General features: G+C 73.3%; 14 protein-coding genes and 2 pseudogenes. 9 read left to right on the forward strand and 7 right to left on the reverse strand.

The genetic code is table 11. From position 1 onward, the window contains the following. Positions 1 to 100: 100 nt before the first annotated feature. The 5 genes from ACWEV0_RS25070 to ACWEV0_RS25090 form a co-directional block, all read right to left on the reverse strand. Positions 101 to 772, reverse strand: coding sequence for a hypothetical protein (locus ACWEV0_RS25070; RefSeq protein ID WP_453151700.1), 672 nt, complete (start codon positions 770 to 772; stop codon positions 101 to 103). 88 nt (positions 773 to 860) lie between these two features. Then, positions 861 to 2,168 (reverse strand): MFS transporter, encoded by a 1,308-nt coding sequence (locus ACWEV0_RS25075; protein WP_453151701.1) that lies wholly within the window; start codon positions 2,166 to 2,168, stop codon positions 861 to 863. A 14-nt stretch (positions 2,169 to 2,182) separates the two neighbouring features. Continuing rightward, positions 2,183 to 3,559, reverse strand: coding sequence for a GH1 family beta-glucosidase (locus ACWEV0_RS25080; protein WP_453151703.1), 1,377 nt, complete (start codon positions 3,557 to 3,559; stop codon positions 2,183 to 2,185). A gap of 97 nt (positions 3,560 to 3,656) precedes the next feature. Beyond that, positions 3,657 to 4,340, reverse strand: coding sequence for a TetR/AcrR family transcriptional regulator (locus tag ACWEV0_RS25085; RefSeq protein ID WP_453151704.1), 684 nt, complete (start codon positions 4,338 to 4,340; stop codon positions 3,657 to 3,659). Between the two features lie 78 nt (positions 4,341 to 4,418). Continuing rightward, positions 4,419 to 4,772, reverse strand: a complete 354-nt coding sequence (locus tag ACWEV0_RS25090) for an MmcQ/YjbR family DNA-binding protein (RefSeq protein ID WP_453151705.1) — start codon at positions 4,770 to 4,772, stop codon at positions 4,419 to 4,421. 96 nt (positions 4,773 to 4,868) lie between these two features. Here ACWEV0_RS25090 and ACWEV0_RS25095 point away from each other — a divergent pair, with 96 nt between their 5' ends. Together ACWEV0_RS25095 and ACWEV0_RS25100 are read left to right on the forward strand one after the other, a co-directional pair. Next, positions 4,869 to 6,968 (forward strand): DUF4139 domain-containing protein, encoded by a 2,100-nt coding sequence (locus tag ACWEV0_RS25095; RefSeq protein ID WP_453151707.1) that lies wholly within the window; start codon positions 4,869 to 4,871, stop codon positions 6,966 to 6,968. A gap of 6 nt (positions 6,969 to 6,974) precedes the next feature. Further along, the gene (locus ACWEV0_RS25100) at positions 6,975 to 8,624 is read left to right on the forward strand and encodes a mucoidy inhibitor MuiA family protein (protein ID WP_453151708.1); all 1,650 of its coding nucleotides are present in this window, start codon (positions 6,975 to 6,977) and stop codon (positions 8,622 to 8,624) included. Between the two features lie 70 nt (positions 8,625 to 8,694). Here ACWEV0_RS25100 and ACWEV0_RS25105 read toward each other — a convergent pair whose 3' ends face one another. Both ACWEV0_RS25105 and ACWEV0_RS25110 read right to left on the reverse strand, forming a co-directional pair. Continuing rightward, positions 8,695 to 9,531 (reverse strand): DUF4389 domain-containing protein, encoded by an 837-nt coding sequence (locus ACWEV0_RS25105; protein WP_453151710.1) that lies wholly within the window; start codon positions 9,529 to 9,531, stop codon positions 8,695 to 8,697. Positions 9,532 to 9,686: 155 nt separating this feature from the next. Next, positions 9,687 to 10,217 (reverse strand): hypothetical protein, encoded by a 531-nt coding sequence (locus ACWEV0_RS25110; RefSeq protein WP_453151711.1) that lies wholly within the window; start codon positions 10,215 to 10,217, stop codon positions 9,687 to 9,689. Positions 10,218 to 10,533: 316 nt separating this feature from the next. Here ACWEV0_RS25110 and ACWEV0_RS25115 point away from each other — a divergent pair, with 316 nt between their 5' ends. The 7 genes and pseudogenes from ACWEV0_RS25115 to ACWEV0_RS25145 all read left to right on the forward strand — a co-directional run. Beyond that, on the forward strand, positions 10,534 to 11,250 hold the full coding sequence (locus ACWEV0_RS25115; protein ID WP_453151712.1) for an MmyB family transcriptional regulator: 717 nt from the start codon (positions 10,534 to 10,536) through the stop codon (positions 11,248 to 11,250). A gap of 74 nt (positions 11,251 to 11,324) precedes the next feature. Then, positions 11,325 to 12,392 carry a PhlD gene (locus ACWEV0_RS25120; RefSeq protein WP_453151713.1) on the forward strand — a complete coding sequence of 356 codons (1,068 nt, stop codon included), beginning with the start codon at positions 11,325 to 11,327 and terminating at the stop codon, positions 12,390 to 12,392. Positions 12,393 to 12,706: 314 nt separating this feature from the next. After that, a complete protein-coding gene (locus ACWEV0_RS25125; RefSeq protein WP_453151714.1) occupies positions 12,707 to 13,750 on the forward strand; it encodes a substrate-binding domain-containing protein in 1,044 nt (347 codons plus the stop codon). A 46-nt stretch (positions 13,751 to 13,796) separates the two neighbouring features. Further along, positions 13,797 to 15,410: a sugar ABC transporter ATP-binding protein gene (locus tag ACWEV0_RS25130; protein ID WP_453151715.1), complete on the forward strand. Its 1,614-nt coding sequence runs from the start codon at positions 13,797 to 13,799 to the stop codon at positions 15,408 to 15,410. After that, complete coding sequence (locus tag ACWEV0_RS25135) at positions 15,407 to 16,450, forward strand: ABC transporter permease (protein ID WP_453151716.1); 1,044 nt, start codon at positions 15,407 to 15,409, stop codon at positions 16,448 to 16,450. Before ACWEV0_RS25130 ends, ACWEV0_RS25135 begins: the two co-directional genes overlap by 4 nt. A 142-nt stretch (positions 16,451 to 16,592) precedes the next feature. Further along, a pseudogene (locus ACWEV0_RS25140) lies at positions 16,593 to 18,218 on the forward strand (NPCBM/NEW2 domain-containing protein); the annotation flags it as partial. 39 nt (positions 18,219 to 18,257) lie between these two features. After that, a pseudogene (locus tag ACWEV0_RS25145) lies at positions 18,258 to 18,674 on the forward strand (NPCBM/NEW2 domain-containing protein); the annotation flags it as partial. Positions 18,675 to 18,770 lie beyond the last annotated feature (96 nt).

The raw sequence follows: 18,770 nt of genomic DNA on the forward strand, positions 1-18,770 counted from the left end.
TCCGCGAGAACCCGTTCGGCCGAGACGCGGGGCTGCGGCGCGGCTGCGGCACGGCGTCCAAGCAGCGCGTCCCCGGCACCGTCCCGGCACCGCGCCGCGGTCACCAGTCGACGTGCGCGGTGATCCAGCGGATCAGGCCGTCCTCGTCGTCCGCGGGCGGCAGTTCGGGAGCGGCGGTGAGCGGGGTGCACGACAGCTGGAGGTGGGTGAGATAGCCGTACGGGCCGTTGTCGGCGGCCGGGCCCAGAACGACGGCGTGGGTGGCGGTGCGCCAGATGCGCTGGGTCAGGTCCGGTCCGGTCGCGACGGCCGCCGAGGACAGCACCGTACGTTCGGGAGGCGCGCCGAGATGGGCGCTGACCACCTGGGCGGCCTGGGCGAGGACTTCCTCGCAGTCCTGCTCGGTGCAGGGCCGGCGGCCGGTCCAGCCGGGCTGCTTCTCCCAGGCGTCGAGCAGGCCGTTCAGCCATGGCCCGTTGGCCATGCGCTCGTCGTGCGGGTCCACCGGGTACAGCTCGCCGAAGACGAGGAAGGCGCGGGCGTCCGGGTCGCCGAACGGGCTGAACGTCTCGCTGCACATCACATGCCCGTGGGCGGTGCGATAGGACTCGCAGACCAGCTGGTCCTCCCACTCCCATCCCCGCCGCCGCGCCTCCTCGTCCACGGCGTCCGCGTCCTCGGGGACCGGCGGGGCGGCCGGCAACCCCAGGAATTCGGCGACGGCTTCGGCGGTCAGGGGCCGGTGGGCGAGGGCATGGACGGTCGGCTGCATGCCCCTCACCATAGATGCGCTGGTCAGGAGGGCTCGTCCAGGGGTTACGTCAGTGTCACGCAGGCTCCGTCCGGGAGTTCCGTCTTCGTCAGGCGACTCCGCGGATGCGGCGGACGAGGAGGCCGCCGGCGAGGGTGACCACGGCGGCCGCGGTGTAGAGGCCGGTGTAGCCGCCGAGGTGGGCGATGACCGGGGAGGCGAGGGCGGGGGCGAGGACCTGGGGGCCGGAGTTGGCGATGTTGATGACGCCCAGGTCCTTGGCGCGGTCCGCGGCCTCGGGCAGGACCTGGGTGACCAGGGCCTGGTCGACGGCGAGGTAGATGCCGTAGCCGGCGCCCAGGACCGCCGCGGCGGCGAGGGCGGACGGCCAGGTGTGGACCAGGGCGAGCAGCAGCGCGGCGGCGGCCATGACCAGGGAGCAGGCGACGACGAAGGTCTTGCGGCGGCCGGCCCGGTCCGAGAGGACCCCGACGGGGATGGCCGTGGCCGCGGCGCAGAGCGTGTAGACGACGGTGAGGATCAGCACGCCCGTGCCCGGGTCGTCGTAGTGGACGGCGTCGGCGAGGAAGTAGAAGAGGTAGAGGGTGCCGAGGGCGTTGCCCAGGTTGATCAGGAAGCGGGTGAGCCAGGCCCAGCCGAAGTCGGGGTGCCGGCGGGGGCTGACCCAGAACGAGCGGGCGAAGGCGCGGGCGTCGAAGGCGGGGCGCAGATCCCGGGGCAGCGCGGGCTCGCCGTGGCGCAGCACGAACGGGAGGGCGAGGGCGACGGTGAGCACGGCGAGGGTGGCGTAGCCGGAGGTGACGCCGGTGATCAGCAGAGCGGTGATCAGTGCGCCGAGGACCAGGCCGAAGGACTGCATGAGGCCGGTCCAGCCGGAGACCTGCGCGCGTTGGGCGAGGGGCACGCGGTCGGCGACGGGGGTGGTGACACCGGCGAGCATCGCGTTCAGGCCGGCCTGCGCGAGGCACCAGCCGACGGCGACCCCGGCGACGGTGTGCTGCGCGGCGGTGACCGCCAGCCCCGCCGCGCCGGCGAGGGCGCCGCCGAGGATCCAGGGCCGGCGGCGGCCGAAGCGGCTCGTGGTCCGGTCCGACCAGGCGCCGGCGAGCGGATTGGCCACCACCGCGACGAGTGCGCCGAGGCCGGTGACGAGCGAGAGCGCGGCGTTCTTGTCGTGCGGGTCGATGTGCTCCAGCTGGAGCGGCAGGAGAATCTGGATGGGCGTCATGAACGCCATGAAGACGGCGAGCGTGGCCAGCGAGAGGCCTGTCGTCCAGCCGGGCGTGACCGGGAGGCTGGGCTCGGCGAAGACGGCGGCACCGGCTTCGCCGGCCGAGCCGGCCGGGTCCGTCGAGCCTGCCGGGTCCGCCGGGTCCCCCGCGAGGGCCTGGGCCATGGTGACTCCGTCGGTCAGGGCCGCTGGGCGGCGATCAGGTTGCGGTACCAGTCGAAACTCGCCCGGGGCGTGCGCAGTCGGGTGGCGAAGTCGACCTCGACCAGTCCGAACCGCTGGTGGTAGCCCTCGGCCCATTCGAAGTTGTCGAGCAGTGACCAGGTGAAGTAGCCGCGCATGTCGACGCCTTGGGCCATGGCCCGGGCGATCGCGGCGATGTGTCCGGCGAGGTAGTCGATACGCGCCTGGTCCTGTGTCCCGGCGGGCTGCGAGCAGCCGTTCTCGGTGATCCACAGAGGCGGGAGCGCATCGCCGTAGCGGGCCTTGAGGCCGGTGAGCAGTTCCGTGAGCCCGTCGGGGACGACCGGCCAGCCGAACGCGGTGCGCGGGTACGACTGTTCCGGCTCGGCGAGGTCGAAGGGCAGCCCGGCGGCCGGATCGGCGGGGGCGGTGACCCAGGTCGGGTTGTAGTAGTTGATGCCGAGGCCGTCGAGCGGGGCGGCGATGGTGGCGAGGTCGCCGTCACGGACCACGCCTCCCCAGGTCGGGTCGGTCGTCCCGTACGCCGACAGGTCGGGATAACTCCCTCTCAGGAGAGGGTCGTTGAAGAGACGGTTGTGCAGGATGTCGTACGCCGAGGCCGCGGCGAGGTCCTCGTCCGAACGCGCGTCGGAGCGGAGGCGGACCGGTGTGCAGTTGTTGGCGATCAACACCTCCACGTCCGGCACGGCGGCCCGCAGCGCCGCGGTCGCGAGGCCGTGGGCGAGGAGCTGGTGGTGCGCGACGGGCAGGGCGTCCAGCATCAGGGCGCGGCCCGGGGCGTGGACGCCGAATCCGTAGCCGAACGACATGTGCACGAAGGGCTCGTTCAGGGTGATCCACCGCTTGACGCGGTCGCCGAGCCGCTCGGCGGCCACGGCCGCGTACTCTCCGAAACGGTGCGCGGTCTCGCGGTTCAGCCAGCCGCCCTCGTCCTCGAGCGCCTGCGGCAGGTCCCAGTGGAACAGGGTCGGGGTGGGTTCGATCCCGGCGTCGAGCAGCGCGTCGACGAGGCGGTCGTAGAAGTCGAGGCCACGCGGCTCGACCTCGCCGGCGCCGGTCGGCAGGATCCGCGGCCAGGAGAGCGAGAAGCGGTACGCGTCGAGCCCGAGCCGCCGCATCAGTGCGACGTCCTCGTCGAGCCGGTGGTAGTGGTCGCAGGCGACGTCGCCGGTGTGCCCGTCCCGGACGGCGCCGGGGCGGCGGACGAAGGTGTCCCAGATCGAGGCGCCCTTGCCGTCCGCGTCGGCGGCGCCCTCGATCTGGTAGGCGGCGGTGGAGGCACCCCAGACGAAGTCGGCGGGGAATCGGGGAAGTCGGGGCGGTTCGGTGGAGCCGGTGGAGCCGGTGGTCATGGGCGCAGCCTTCCGTCCGGGGCGGGCGGCACCATAACATGAACAAATGTTCACGTTCTATGGGCGTGAAGGGCCGCCTCGGTGGACTCCGCGGCCCTCAGTCGCCTGCGGTGGCCAGCCGGCCGCGCAGGTCCTCCCAGTAGGAGTTCAGCATCCGCTTGAGCTCGTCGACGGTTCCCAGGTCCGGCTCGCCGCCGCCCTTGAACACCTCGTGCAGCACGGCATTGGCCGCCCACACCACCATCCGCGCCGCCCGCCGGAGCGGCTCCCCACCGGGCCTGCCGGTCACCTGCTCGACGATGCGCTCCAGGCCCTCGGCGATGAGCGCGTTGCTGGCCTCGTCGGCCCTGGCCAGCTCGGGGCTGAGATGCCGCCCGGCCCACAGCGCCATGCCGCCCGGCTGGGACCGGAACAGCTCGGCGTAAACGTCGACCATCGTGCCGACCAGGTCGGTCAGTTCACCCTTGACGGCCCGCTCGACGAGCCCGTCGATGGCCGTCTTGAACCCGTCCAGATACCGCTGCCCGAGCGCGTCCACGACAGCGCCCTTGTCCGGATAGAACTGGTAGATGCTCCCGACCGGGGCCCCCGCCTCCTCGGCGACCCGCCGCATCGTCAGCGCCTCGTATCCCTCGCGCGCCAGGATCCGATCGGCCGCGGCAAGAATCGCCTCGACCCGAGCCCGGCTCCGCGCCTGCTGCGGCTGCCTCCGCACCCGGGGCCTGGGCTTGGCCTCGGGCTTGGCCTCGGATTTCGCCTGCGGACTCGTCGCTTCCGTCACCACACACGCTCCCGGTCGTCCGAAGCCGCGAACGTAACACGCGGCCGTGGACGCACCGCCGGGGTCGACCCGCCCCCACTACACCCGCGGCGCGAGGTCCGGGTGTTCCTTCAGCAAGCGGGGCGGTGCCGCCTGTTGCCAGGAGTCGAGGACGATCGCCCGCAGTTCGTCCGCGTCGTCGACGGCGGCCAGGCGCACCCGGACCCAGGCGAAGGACGCCTCGTGGCCGGCGATCCAGAACTTGTCGGGCTCGGCCAGGACCAGTTCGTCGCGTTCCACCTTGGGGCAGCGGACCGCCATCGAGGTCTCGTTCTCGGGGAGGGTCAGGAACATCTTTCCGGCGACGCGGAAGGTGGGCATGGACCATGCCTCCTTCTCGGTCGTCTCGGGCAGCGCGAGCGCGAGCGCGCGGACTTCGTCGGAGGTGCTCATGGTCAGACCGTACGACGGCCCACTGACATCGACCCCCCGTGGCGGCATAGGGTTCGATCGGCACGGTCGGCACGGAAACGGCGGTGGGGCGGGGAGATGACGGTGGAGTCGGCGCGGCGGTGGGATTCGGTCCTGGACGCGGTGGTGGTGTACGCGCAGGGCGCGCTGTGCCGGCGGCTGGCGTGGGGTGTCGTACCGACGGACGGACGGCGGGTGCGGGTCGCGGGGCTGCCGAGGGCGCTGGATCCCGGCTCGCTGCGGGCGCGGGTGCTCGGCGGGTCGGGCACCCGGGTCACCGAGGCCCGGGTGGAGGTGGAGGCCGGGCCGGCCGGCGGTGCGCGGAACGGCACGGGGCGGCGTGAGGTGGAGCGGCTGCGTGACGCGTACGCCGCGGCGCGGGCCCGTCGGGACCGGCAGTTGGGGCTGATCGAGGAGGTCGGCGGGCTGCGGCCGGTGCCGCCGGGCCGCAAGCGCGAGGACCCGCACCGGCGTACGCCCGTCGAGGCGTGGCTGGAGCTCGCGGACTTCGTCGACGCGCGGCTGACGGGTCTGCACGCCCGGCTGGCGGAGCTGGAGGAGGCGCTGCGGCGCGCCGAGCACGAGCTGGGCGTCGCCGAGGACCGGCTCGCCCGCGCCTCGACCGACGCGCCGTCCGGGTATGTCGACGCCACCGTCTGCGCGGTGCTGACCCTGAACGGTGAGGCGGGCGACGAGGTGGAGCTGGAGGTCGAGTACGGCGTGCCGGGCGCGGTCTGGGTGCCGGCCTACCGGCTGAGCCACCGTCAGGGCGACGGCAGCGGCCGTCTGGTGCTGCGCGCGTCGGTGGCCCAGCGGACCGGCGAGGACTGGACGGGCGTGCGCGTGGCGTTCGCCACGGCCGACCTGCGGCGCCGCACCGACCTGCCCAGGCTCGGCTCGCTGCGGATCGGGCGCAGTCAGCCCGCTCCGGCGCCGGCCGGCTGGCGGGAGCCGCCGGCGGGGCTCGTGGATCTGTTCACGGGGTACGACGCGCAGGGCCCCCGCCCGCTGGACCGCGGCCGTCCGGGTGCGGCCGCCGCCGCGCCGGTACCCGTCGGCGGTGCCGCAGGTGGCCCCGCCATGCCGGTCCCGCCACCGCCGCCCCCGCCGCCGTTGGCCGCGCCGGCATCCGTGCCGGCAGCCGCGCCCGTACCGGCACCGGTGCCGCAGGGGTACGGCGGCCCGCCCCCGCCCGGTGGTGCGTACCGGGCCGCTCCCCGCGGCCCGGCGGCTCCCGGCGGCCCGGCGGCCCCCGGCGCCGCTCCCCCGCCGCCACCGGTACCGGCCTCCGTCGTGGTCCCTGCCCCTGTCCCGGCCCCCGCCGCGCCGCCGCCGGCCGGTCCGCCGCAGCCGAGCGGCGCCGAACTGGACTACACCGCCCTCGAACTGTGCGGTCCGGACGAGCCGGGGACCCGCCGCGGCCGGCTGTTTCCCGGTGCGCCGTTCGACCCGGTGGCCGCCGAGTTCCGGCGGCGCGCCGAGGCCGTGGCGGCGCTGCCGCTGCCCGGGCACGCCGTGCGGCCACGGGAGTCGGCCGGTTCCTTCGACCACCGTTTCGACGCCGCCGCCCGCGCGGACATCCCGTCGGACGGCACCTGGCACACGGTCACCGTGGGCGAGATCGCGGTCGGTCTGCGGACCGAGTACCTGTGCGTGCCGTCCGTGGAACCGGCCGTGTACGCGACGCTCGTGCTGTCCAACGCCTCCGACCAGGCGCTGCTCGCCGGCCCGGTGGAGGTCACCGTCGACGACGACTTCCTGCTGACCGCCGCGCTGCCCACGCTGGCGCCCGGCGGGGTGCGGCGGGTGGGGCTCGGGCCGGCCGAGGGCATCCGGGTGACCCGCCGTACGCACATGAACGAGTCGACCGCGGGTCTGCGCAACAACACGACCGTCCTCGACCACCGCGTCCACGTGGAGCTGGCCAACCGGCTGCCGCGGCCGGTCACCGTGGAGGTGCGCGAGCGGGTGCCGGTCACGTCCGAACCGGACGTACGGATCGAGGAACGGGCCGACTGGGCGGCGCCCGACGACGGGGCCGGGCCCGAGCAGCACGCCCCGGGCACCCGCCTCTGGCGGGTGGACCTGCCCGCCGGCGGCACCACCGCCCTCGACGGCGGCTACGAGATCCGCATCCCGGCGGGCAAGGCCCTCGTCGATGGCAACCGCAGGAGCTGAGCCTTCATGTCCACGATGAACACGCCCACGCCGGCCGACCCGGTCGACCCCAACGGGCCCGTCGACCCGACCGGCCCCGCCGATCCGGTCGCACCGGTCACCCCGGTCGGCCCCCTCGCGCTGCCCGTCACCGCAGTCACCTGTCTGGAGGACCGCGCGCTCATCGAGCGCGCCGCCGTGCTCGAACTGCGCCCGGGGGTGCAGCGGCTGCGGCTCGGGCCGGTCAGCGCGCTGGCCGTCGACCGTACGCTGCACGCCGAACTGACCGCCGATCACCCCGCCGCCGTGCTCGACGTCCGGATCGTCCGCACCTGGACTCCGCGCGGTCCGCTGCCGGACGCGGACGAGGACTCCGCGCTGCGCCGGCGTCTGCGCGCCCTGGCGGAGGAGCGGTTCGCGCTCGACGGGCGGCGCGACCGGTTGCGGACCCGGCTGGAGCTGCTCGGCCGGCTCGCCGCCGACCTGCTGCGGGAGATCGGCGAGGGCGCCGGGGCCGGTGAGACGGACCCGGCGCGCTGGGCCGGCGAGCTGGACCGGGTGGACGAGGAGCGCGACACGTACGCCGAGGAGCTCCGCGTCGTCGAGGCCCGGCTGGTGTCGCTGGGCGCGGAGCAGGCGGACACCGAGCGGGCCCTCGAAGTCGCCGAAGAGGAACCCGCCGAGCTGCTCGGACATGTCGAGCTGACCGTCGAAGCCACGGCGACCGGACCGGCCCGGCTGCGACTGACCCACCTCACTCCGTGCGCGCTGTGGCGGCCCGCCTACCGCGCCGTGCTCGACGGGGACGGGCTGACGCTGGAGACCGACGCGGTGGTCTGGCAGCGGACCGGCGAGGACTGGTCGGACGTACGCCTGACGCTGTCGACGGCCCGTTCCGCGCTGGCCGGTGAGCCGCCGCGGCTCGTCGAGGACCGGCTGACCCTCAAGGACCGCACGGCGGCGGAGCGCCGTACCGTCGACGTCGAACTGCGTGAGGAGCGGACCGCGGACCTCGGTCCGCTGCCGGTGCTGGGCCTGCCGGGCGTGGACGACGGCGGCGAGACGCGCGTGCTGCACTCCCCCGCGCCCGTCTCCGTGCCCTCGGACGGGCGCGCCCACCGGGTGCGGCTCTCCTCCTTCACCACGCCCGCGCGCAGCGAGAACGCCTGCTCGCCGGAGCTTTCGCCGCTGGTCACCCAGGTCGTACGGTTCGACAACCAGTCGGGCCACGCACTGCTCGCCGGGCCGGTCGACCTGGTTCGCGGCCACGGTTTCAGCGGGCGCGGCACCCTGGACTTCACCCCTCCCGGCGCCCCTGTCGAGCTCGCCTTCGGCAGTTGCGACGACCACCGGGTCGTCCGCCGCGCCGAGGAGTCCCGCGAGACCGCGGGCCTGTCCCAGCGGACCGTCGTCACCCGTACGGTACGGCTGCACGTGTCCCGGTTCTCGGCGCCCGGCGAACAAGGCGACCGCGTGATCGCGGTGCGGGAGCGGATCCCGGTCTCCGAGGTGGCGTCCGTGGAGGTACGCCTCCTGAAGGACTCCTGCTCGCCGGTGCCGGACGCGGTCGACGCCGACGGCATCGCCCGCTGGGACGTGCCTCTCGCGCCGGGCGGCCGGCGGACGGTGACCCTGGCGTACGAGATCGCGGCGAAGGCGAAGGTCAGCGGGATCTGAACCAACGGCGGAGGTCGCTGGGCGGGGGGCGCTGGGCCGAGGGTGAACGGGCCGGCCCGGCGCCTGGCGGTCAGCGGGCCGCCGCGGCCGCGTTCGGGTGGTAGTCGTCGTGGTCGTCGTAGTCGTCGTAGTCGATCGTCCCGGACGTGATCTGGCCCGCGAGTCCCAGCAGGAGGAAGAGCCAGACCAGGACCTTCGCGGAGGTGTCCAGGAGCAGGGGGCGCGTGGCGGAACGCTGCCGGGGCGCGGCAGGTGCCGGGGCCGGGATCGGCGCGGGGGCCGGGACCGGGGACGGGGCGTCGTCGCCCAGGATGCCCTTGGGGTAGACGGGGGTCAGCATCATCGCGTACGCGGACAGCCGCATCCGGTAGCGGACGACGGCCGCGGTGGCGCCGAAGACGGGTTCGGGGAGACGTCCCAGGACGATTCCGATCAGCCAGAACACCCAGCTGACCGCGAACCAGCCGGACTGCGCGAGGCTGCTGACGATCTGTGCCGGGATCATCAGGAACAGCCGGAACAGCACGGCGAGGCGGTTGAGCGGGGTGCCGCGGAGCTCGATGCGGACGGGGTAGTCGGGCGCGTCGAAGGCGAACGGCGGATATCGGTCGACGAGCAGGGCGGAGCTCGCCATGACCCGGGTCTGATAGGCGAGCACCGCACCGAGGAACGACCCGATCCCGTCCGGCAGACGGCCCAGGACCAGGGCGCTGAACCAGCCCGCCACGGTGACGAAGAACGCGGCGAAGGACAGGACGGCGACGACGACGAACTGCGGCAGGAGCAGCAGCCAGCGCAGCAGCACCGTCCAGCGGCGCTGCCGCCCCGGAGGGGGGATGTCCAGGGGCGGCCGGAACTCGTCCTCGTCGGTGTACTCCGGAGGCCGGGGCTCCCATCCTGCTGCCATTGGCCGCCTCCTTCGTATCCCGCGTGTCCCGGTGTCCGCCCGGCACTCCCCTGCTGCGCCCGTGCACCTCGATGGTGGCGCGTCGGTACGGACACCGCACCGCCACCGGGGCCACAGGAGTTACCGCGGGCCGGACGGGGCCGGCCGGACAGGCCCTAGCCCAGCCAGCCCCGCAGCAGCTCCTCCCGCTCGGTCTTCCTGGGCGCCGACCCGCCTTCCCAGGCACGGCCCCACTCCGACATCGCCGCCAGCGTCGTCTGCATCGTCGCGGCGCCCTCGGTGAGACGGGACAGCAGCTCGCGGGAGAGATCGGCCTCGGTCTGGGAGTAGCCGACGGCCGCGGCGGAGTACGCCCCCAACTCGTACTCGCCGTCGGCCGCGTCCACGCACACCGTCATCAGCGGAGGCGCCTCGACCTCCGGGCCCATCCCCATGGGCAGGGCCAGCTCCTGCACGGTCGCCAAGGCCACTTCCGCGACCGCGCCGACCTGCCGCATCAGCGACTTCACGGGTACTCCGCCCACGGTCAGGGCCCGCACGTCCTCCCACAGATGCAGGCCGGACTGCCCGTCGCCGAGCCCCACCACGCCTTCGGAGGTCAGCCGCACCCCGGGGGCGGGCCCGGACGGCTTCGCGCCCACGTACACGTCGCCCTCGACGATCCAGAACAGGCCCACCATGGCCATGGGTTGCTCACTTCCCCCGACGGCGGCAGCGCCGCCGTCCCACACATCAAACGATCAGGTCACCTCCGGCAACGCGGCAAGCGGAGGGAAAGTTCCCGCACCCCGGCCCGGTGCTCGTCGCGGACGCAGTGCTCTACTTGCAGTTCCTCCCCGCTCGAACGACAGGTGTGAAGACGTGCAACTCGCCGACAGCAATCGGCTCTCGCTGAAAGGGCTCCTCCAGGAACGCCGCGCGGCCATCAGTCCCGAATCCGCCGGGTTTCCGCGGCGGACGTCCGGGCGTGGGCGGCGGGCCGTCGGGCTGAGTCAGGAGCAGATGGACTGTCTGCTGCACCGTGCGCCCGGTACGTACAACCGGTTCGAGAACGGGCAGCTGGCCAAGGTGTCGAACGAGTTCCTGACCGCCGTGGCCAAGGCGCTGCGGCTCAACGAGCAGGAGTGGACGATCCTGTGGCGGCTGGCGCGGCGGGAGAATCCGCCGTATGCCCTGCACGAGGACTCCGGGATGACGGTGCCCGGGGTGTGGCGGGGCGTGATGGAGCGGATCAACGGGGCGATGGCGTATGTGACCGACGCCGAGTGGAACGTGCTGGCGCACAACGAGGACTACCGGAGCCTGTTCCCGCGCGGTGAGCCGCCGGCGAACACGATGCGGTGGATGCTGCTCGACGACGAGGCGCGTACGGAGGTGCTGACGGACTGGGAGGGCCGGTGGGCGCCCCTGGTGATGCCCCAGTTGCGGCACGCCCGGGAGATGCGGCCGGACAACGCGACGCTGGCGCGGATCGAGGCGGACGTTCTGGCGGACCCGGTGGCGGGGCCGATCTACCGGGAGGCGGCGACCGCGCCGATCCCGTACCCGGACGGGTCCGAGCGGCCCATCCACCATGCCGTGCACGGTCCCGGCTGGGTGACGACGTGTGTGGCCGAGCCCGTCACCTCGCCCGGTTCGCGGGTCATGCTGCTGGTCTACACGCCGGGCAGGTCGCTCGCCGAGCGGCATCCGGTGCTGTCGGCGCCGCTGAGGTCCTGAGGGGTACCGGACGGGGGAACAACCGGCACCCATCACGTACGTTTTCCCCTACCCCGACCCGAGGAGTCTCAGCCGTGGCTCACATAGCCCGCCCCGCCATAGCCCTGCCCCCGAACCTGGTCACCACCGACGAGCTGTGCGCCGACATCCGTGCCGCGCACCCCGAGCTGCCCCGGCTGGAGGCCTATCTGCGGATCGCCCGGGCGACCACCGTGGAGAAGCGGTACTTCACGCGCCCGCTGTCCGCGCCGACCGTCTCCGGCACCGCACCGATCGAGGAGCGCAACGGCGCGGCGTTCGAGGACGCGCTGCGGCTGGCCGTCGCGTCGGGCCGCCAGGCCCTGGCGAACGCCGGGCTCGCGCCCGAGGACGTGGACTGTGTCATCACCAGCCACACGACCTCGTGGGCGGTGCCCTCGCTCGACGTGTCGCTGGTGTACGAGCTCGGGCTGCGGGCCGACGTACGGCGGATCCCGATGGCCAGCGTCGGCTGCGCGGGCGGCGCCCAGGCGATCGTGTACGCGCGGGACGACATCAGGGCGCATCCCGGCGCGAACGTCCTGATCGTCGTCGCCGAGTGCCTGTCGGCGGCGACGTACAACCACGTCGACACCAGCCGTGAGTCCATGATCTACAAGGTGCTGTTCGGGGACGGCTCCGGTGCCGTGGTCGTGTCGGACACCCCGCGGTGGGACGGCCCGAGCATGGAGATCGGCGACACGTTCCAGTACGTGCTGCCGGAGAGCATCAGCCGCTACAAGGGGCGGCTGACCGCCGAGGGGCTGCACTTCGACTCCACCGACGCCGCCACCCGCGCACTGAACGACTCCCTCCCGGAGCTCCACAAGTGGCTGGACGGGCGGCCGACCGACTTCGTCGTGGTGCACCCCGGCGGGCCGCGCATCATCCTCGACGCCGCCGACGGTCTCGGGCTCGACCCCGACAAGGCCACGGGCGACCTGACACACTCCTGGGCGAGCCTCGCGGAGTGCGGAAACCTCGGGGGCTCGGCCGTCCTGGACGTGCTGGCCCGGACGTTCGACGCCCCTCCGGCGCACGACAGCGAGGGCCTGCTCGTCGGCTTCGGCCCCGGTTTCATCCTCGCCGCGGCGTACGGGCGCTGGCACCACCCCGGCGCCTGACGCCCGGCCCCGGACACCACGCCGGCGGCGCCCGCCGACGACCGTCGACGAACGGCGCCGTGCGGGGCGTCGTACCGGGGCCGTCCGGCGAACCGGCCGGCATGTGGTGCTGTCGGCCCGGGCGTGGTGTACCGCCGCTTCGGCGAATGGGGCCTCAACTCCTCCTGCCGCCCTGCCACTTGAGCCGATTTGAGCGCAGGGGATTGACGGTTACATGATCACCGGATTTCCTGTGACCCGCAACGTTTGATTGCGCGTGATTCTGGTCGATTGTGTCGCACTCGCAGGTCACTTCCCACCACAGGAGCCTCCACATGCCCACCCCGCGCTCCCGCCTCGCCCCCGTTGCCGCGACGGTTCTCGCCGCCGCTCTCGGCCTCACCGCGTGTTCGAGCGGACAGGCGCCGTCCGGCTCGTCCGGCGACGTCGCCAAGGTGGAGGGCAAGATATCCCTGACGTACCTGCAGAAGCAGGGCGACCAGGAGTACTTCATCGGCGAGGCAGCCGGCGCGAAGGCGAAGGCGGCCGAGCTCGGCGTCGCCCTGAAGGTGGTCAACCTGGGCAACGACGCCAACAAGACCGTCAGCGAGGTCCAGTCCGCGATCGCGCAGAAGAGCAACGGCCTGATCATCGTGGTCCCCGACCCCGCGGTCGGACCGCAGGTCGTCCAGGCCGCCCGGGACGCCAAGGTCGCCCTGCTCACCTCCGACGACCAGATCTGCACCACCGGCCCGGCCCCCGAGTCCTGCGCGAAGAACGATCTGGTGCCGCGGATCGGCTTCAGCGGCGAGCAGATGGGCGGCGAGGTCGGCAAGCGGGCCGCCCAGGAGTTCAAGAAGGCCGGCTGGAACGCGGCCGACACCCGGATCATCGCCGCCTGGAAGCAGGACGTCACCGTCTGCGGCGACCGCGTCAAGGCCGCCACGGCGGCCTTCGACTCGGCCGTCCACGGCGTGCGGGGCCTCGACGTTGCCACCGACAACACCCCCACCGGCGCCCAGGACAAGGTCGCGGCCACGATCACCGCCAACCCCGGCGTCAAGCACTGGGTCGTCTGGGGCTGCAACGACGAGAACGTCCAGGGCGGCGTCACCGCCCTGCAGAACGCCGGCATCGACGCCGAGGACATCATCGGCGTCGGCCTCGGCGCCTACCTCGCCTGCAAGGACTGGCAGTCCGGCAAGCCGTCCGGCATGAAGGCGGCGCTGTTCATCAACGGCAAGGACGTCGGCGCCCTCGCCGTCCAGACCATGTACGACCGCCTCAAGAACGGCAAGGACTTCCCGGCCGAGGCGTTCGCCCCGACCAAGATGGTCGACGCCGCGAGCTGGCAGGCCGCCGGCGTCTCCTGCAGCTGACGCGTCCCCGCTCCCGTCCCGCCCCTCCACGCGTGAGTGAGGCCCCATGACCAGCACCGCGGCCGCCGGCCTGTCCGCCGAGAACGTCTCCAAGCGCTTCGGCGCCGTCCACGCGCTGCAGGACGTCACCCTGCACTTCCCGCCCGGCCAGGTCACCGCCCTGATGGGTGAGAACGGCGCCGGCAAGTCCACCCTCCTGCGCGTCCTGACCGGCGACCACCGGCCGACCGAGGGGCGGGTCCTGCTGGACGGAACGCCGCTCGACCTCGCCTCGCCGATCGACGCGCGCCGGGCCGGGATCCGGATCATCCCGCAGGAGCCGGAGATCATCCCGCACGTCTCGGTCGCCGAGAACGTGTACGCCGGCTCGCTGCCCCGTCGCCCCGGGCGCCGCCTCGACCGGGCCGAGCTGCGCCGCCGGATCACCGCGGACCTGGCGGCGCTCGGCTTCGCCAAGGTCCTCGACCCCGATGTGCCCGGCTCCCGGCTGACCGCCGCCCAGCGCCAGCTGGTGGAGATCCTGCGCGCCTTCACCGGCGCCACCCCGCCCCGCGCGATCGCCTTCGACGAGCCGACCTCCTCCCTCTCCGAGCACGAGACCGAGGCCCTGTTCGCCCTGATCGGACGACTGCGCGAGCAGGGCGTCGCCGTCGTCTACGTGTCGCACCGGATGAAGGAGATCTTCCGCCTCGCCGACCGCATCGCCGTCCTGCGCGACGGCCGGGTCGCGGGCGTCGTCGACGCCTCCGCCACCACCGAGGCGGACGTCGTCCGCCTGATGGTCGGCCGCGACCTGGCCGGCCTGTTCGCCCGGCAGGAGGTCGCCACCGACCGCGTGGTGCTCGACGTCCAGGGCCTCACCACCGACGACGTACACGACGTCACGCTCCAGGTCCGGGCCGGGGAGGTGGTCGCCCTGGCCGGGCTGATCGGCGCCGGCCGCTCCGAACTCGCCCTCGCCCTCGCCGGGGACACCCCGATCCGCTCCGGCACCGTCACGCTCGACGGCAGGCGTCTCGACCTGCGCAGCCCGCGCGACGCCATCGCCGCCGGCATCGGTCTGGCGCCGGAGGAGCGCAAGGCCCAGGCCCTGTTCCTGCACCGCACCATCCGCGACAACACCGCGCTGGTGAGCCACCGCCGGCTGCGCCGCCGGCGCTTCGTCAGCAAGTCCCGGGAGCGGGCCCTCGCCCAGGAGTTCGCCGACCGCCTGCGGGTGCGCGCACCCTCCGTCGAGACCGAGGTCCACACCCTGTCCGGCGGCAACCAGCAGAAAGTCGTCCTGGCCCGCTGGCTGGCCCGCAGGCCCGCCCTGCTGATCCTCGACGAGCCCACCCGCGGCGTGGACATCGGCGCCAAGGCGGAGATCTACCAGATCATCGCCGACCTGGCCCGCGAGGGCGTGGCCATCCTGGTGGTCTCCTCCGAACTGCCCGAGGTCCTCGGCCTCGCCGACCGCGTCCTCGTCCTGCAGAACGGCCGCATCACCGGCGAACTCGGCCGGTCCGAGGCCTCCGAGGAGGCGATCCTCGCCCTCGCCATGGCCGACGACCTCACCGCCGCTCCCCCGGGCGGCGCCGACACGGAAGCCGACGCCGGCACCCAGGCCACCCCGACCACGCCGACCCCACCGACCACCGCGACGGGAGCCGCCCGATGAGCGCCGCCACCGCCCCGAGCACCCAGCGCCCGCCGAGCGGGACCGGGCCCGAGCCGCGCCCGCGCGGCCCGCGCACCCTCCTCGCCTCGATCGGCGGGCAGAACGTCGGCCTCCTCGGCGCCCTCGTCGTCGTGGTCGCCCTGTTCGGCACGCTCGACCCCAACTTCCTCGGCTGGGACAACATCCGGGTGATCGGCGAGGCCGCCACCATCGCCGGGCTGCTCGCCGTCGTCCAGACCGTCATCATCATCTGCGGCGGCCTCGACATCTCCGTCGGTTCCCAGGCCGGCCTCGCCTCCGTGATCAGCGCGATGGTCTTCACCGCCACCGGCTCCAGCGCCCCGCTCGGCATCGGCGCCGCCCTGCTCGCCGGCGCCGCCGTCGGCCTGCTCAACGGCGTCGTGATCATCCACGGCCGGGTCAACCCCACCATCGCCACCCTGGCCGGCCTCGCCGCGTACAAGGGACTCGCCCAACTCGTCTCCGACGGGCGGGCGCAGGGCTACGTGCTCGGCGACCCCGTCTTCGTCTTCCTCAGCCGGGGAAGGATCGCCGGGCTGCCGACCATGGTCTGGATCCTGGCGCTGGTCGCGGCCGCGGTGCACGTCCTGCTCACGTACACCGACATCGGCCGCAACATCTACGCTCTCGGCGGCAACGACACCGCCGCCCGGCTGGCCGGCATCAACCTCAACAAGTACCTGATCTCGGCCTACGCGCTGACCGGCACGGTCGCCGCCCTCGCCGGTGTGCTGCTCACCGCGCGCACCGGCTCCGGGCAGCCCGTCTCCGGCAGCGAGGGCCTGGAACTCCAGTCGATCACCGCGGCCGCGCTCGGCGGCTGCGCCCTCAAGGGCGGCAAGGGCACCATCGGCGGCACTCTGCTCGCGGTCGCCCTGCTCGGCGCCCTGCAGAACGGGCTCACCGTCCAGGGCATCAACACCTTCTGGCAGAACGTCGCCCAGGGCCTGCTCCTGGTGGCCGCCGTCGTCATCCAGCAGCGCCGCAACCGCGGCCGCGCCGTCGGCCTGCCGGCGTAGCTCCGCTCCGGGCTCCGGCCACGGCACCTGCACCTGCACCTGCACCTCCGGGTCTGCTCACCTCCCAGACAGGAGTACTCACTTGCCTCCGTCCACACGCGGAATCAGGCACGTCATCACCGCGACGACCACCTCGCTGGCCATGCTGTTCGGCGGTGGCGCCCTCGCCGCCACGGCAGTCGCCGGCGTCCAGCTGGCCGCCGCGCCACCGGCTGCGGCCGTGGAGAACACACTGGCCCGCACTCCCGCCATGGGCTTCAACAACTGGAACTCCACCCACTGCCGGGCCGAGTTCAACGAGTCGATGGTCAAGGGCATCGCGGACATCTTCGTCTCCCAGGGACTGAAGGACGCCGGCTACCAGTACGTCAACCTCGACGACTGCTGGGCCCTGCCGAACCGCGACGCCTCCGGCAACCTGGTGCCGGACCCGGTCCGTTTCCCGAACGGGATCAAGGCGCTGGCCGACTACGTCCACTCCAAGGGCCTGAAGTTCGGCCTCTACTCCAGTGCCGGCACCAAGACGTGCGACACCCTCGGCTTCCCCGGCGGACTCGGCCACGAGCAGCAGGACGCCAACCTGTGGGCGTCCTGGGGCGTCGACTACCTCAAGTACGACAACTGCAACAACCAGGGCGTCGACGCGCGGCAGCGCTACCGGGCGATGGGCGACGCGCTGAAGGCCACCGGCCGCCCCATCCTCTACAGCATCTGCGAGTGGGGTCAGAACCAGCCGTGGACCTGGGCGCAGGACGTCGGCAACTCCTGGCGCACCACCGGGGACATCTCCGACTCCTGGTCCAGCATGATCGGCATCGCGCACGCCAACCAGCCGCTCGCCCCGTACGCCGGGCCCGGCGCCTGGAACGACCCGGACATGCTGGAGGTCGGCAACGGCGGCATGACCGACACCGAGTACCGCACCCACTTCAGCCTCTGGGCCGAGATGTCCGCGCCGCTGCTGATCGGCAGCGACCTGCGGACCGCGAGCGCGGCGACGCTGGCGATCCTGAAGAACACCGACGTGATCGCGGTCGACCAGGACCCGCTGGGCGTGCAGGGCACCGTGCTGTCCAGCAGCGGCGGCCTGGTCGTCATGAGCAAGCCGCTGGCCGACGGCAGCCGCGCGATCACGCTGACCAACGAGAACAGCGTGACCCGGACCGTCGCCACCACCGCGGAGGCCGCCGGGATCGGCGGCGCGCCCTCGTACACGCTCAAGGACCTGTGGTCCGGGCAGAGCACCACCTCGACCGGCGCGGTCAGCGCCTCGGTGCCGCCGCACGGCACGGTGATGTACCGGGTGACCCCGAGCGCGCCGATCGCGCTGCCCGCCGGCCTGTACCAGCTCGGCGACCTGGCGTGGACCTCGGCCACCAACGGCTGGGGTCCGGTGGAGCGCAACAGGAGCAACGGCGAGAGCGGCTCCGGCGACGGACGCACTTTGACCGTCGGCGGCACCGCGTACGCCAAGGGCCTGGGCGTCCACGCCTCCTCCGACGTCCGCTACCACCTGGGCGGGACGTGCCGGAACCTCACGGTGGACGTCGGCGTCGACGACGAGGCCGGCAACAACGGCTCGGTGGTCTTCCAGGTGTACCGCGACCAGAGCCTGGCCGCCGACAGCGGGGTGCTCCGGGGCAGCGATCCCGCGAAGCGCCTCAGCGTCGACCTCACCGGTGCGAACGACCTGCGGCTGGTGGTCACCGACGCCGGGGACGGCAAGGACTACGACCACGCGGACTGGGCGGGTGCGCGTCTCGCCTGCGGCGACGGTCCGTCGGCCGGCGGCCACGCCCTGAGCGACCTGGCGTGGGCGAGTGCCGCCAACAGCTGGGGCCCGGTGGAGCGCGACCGCAGCAACGGCGAGCAGGCGGCCGGCGACGGCCGCACCCTGACCATCGGCGGTACGCGGTACACCAAGGGCCTGGGCACCCACGCCGTCGCCACCGTCACGTACTACCTGGGCGGCTCGTGCACCGGCCTGAGCACCGACGTGGGTGTCGACGACGAGGTCGGCAACAGCGGCTCGGTGGTCTTCCGGGTGTACGCGGACGGTGTGAAGGTGGCCGAGAGCGCCACCCTGACCGGCAGCGCGGCCGCCGCCCACCTCGACGCCCCGCTCACCGGCGCCTACGAGCTCACCCTCCAGGTCGCCGATGCGGGCGACGGCAACGCCTACGACCACGCCGACTGGGCCTCCCCCACGCTCACCTGCGCCTGATCCGACGGCCTGGCGGGTCGGCGCGGCGGACTCGGCGAAACCCCCCGGCCGCCCGCTCTACCCCCGGCTTGGGGTAAGCATAATGGACTCGGGGGC

Source organism: Streptomyces sp. NPDC003943 (assembly GCF_053605265.1).

Excerpts from the sequence above, each read along its gene's own strand:
- ACWEV0_RS25070 (WP_453151700.1), bottom strand. The coding sequence starts at position 772 with ATGCAGCCGACCGTCCATGCCCTCGCCCACCGGCCCCTGACCGCCGAA.
- ACWEV0_RS25075 (WP_453151701.1), bottom strand. The coding sequence starts at position 2,168 with ATGGCCCAGGCCCTCGCGGGGGACCCGGCGGACCCGGCAGGCTCGACG.
- ACWEV0_RS25080 (WP_453151703.1), bottom strand. The coding sequence starts at position 3,559 with ATGACCACCGGCTCCACCGGCTCCACCGAACCGCCCCGACTTCCCCGA.
- ACWEV0_RS25090 (WP_453151705.1), bottom strand. The coding sequence starts at position 4,772 with ATGAGCACCTCCGACGAAGTCCGCGCGCTCGCGCTCGCGCTGCCCGAG.
- ACWEV0_RS25095 (WP_453151707.1), top strand. The coding sequence starts at position 4,869 with ATGACGGTGGAGTCGGCGCGGCGGTGGGATTCGGTCCTGGACGCGGTG.
- ACWEV0_RS25100 (WP_453151708.1), top strand. The coding sequence starts at position 6,975 with ATGTCCACGATGAACACGCCCACGCCGGCCGACCCGGTCGACCCCAAC.
- ACWEV0_RS25105 (WP_453151710.1), bottom strand. The coding sequence starts at position 9,531 with ATGGCAGCAGGATGGGAGCCCCGGCCTCCGGAGTACACCGACGAGGAC.
- ACWEV0_RS25110 (WP_453151711.1), bottom strand. The coding sequence starts at position 10,217 with ATGGCCATGGTGGGCCTGTTCTGGATCGTCGAGGGCGACGTGTACGTG.
- ACWEV0_RS25115 (WP_453151712.1), top strand. The coding sequence starts at position 10,534 with ATGGACTGTCTGCTGCACCGTGCGCCCGGTACGTACAACCGGTTCGAG.
- ACWEV0_RS25125 (WP_453151714.1), top strand. The coding sequence starts at position 12,707 with ATGCCCACCCCGCGCTCCCGCCTCGCCCCCGTTGCCGCGACGGTTCTC.
- ACWEV0_RS25130 (WP_453151715.1), top strand. The coding sequence starts at position 13,797 with ATGACCAGCACCGCGGCCGCCGGCCTGTCCGCCGAGAACGTCTCCAAG.
- ACWEV0_RS25135 (WP_453151716.1), top strand. The coding sequence starts at position 15,407 with ATGAGCGCCGCCACCGCCCCGAGCACCCAGCGCCCGCCGAGCGGGACC.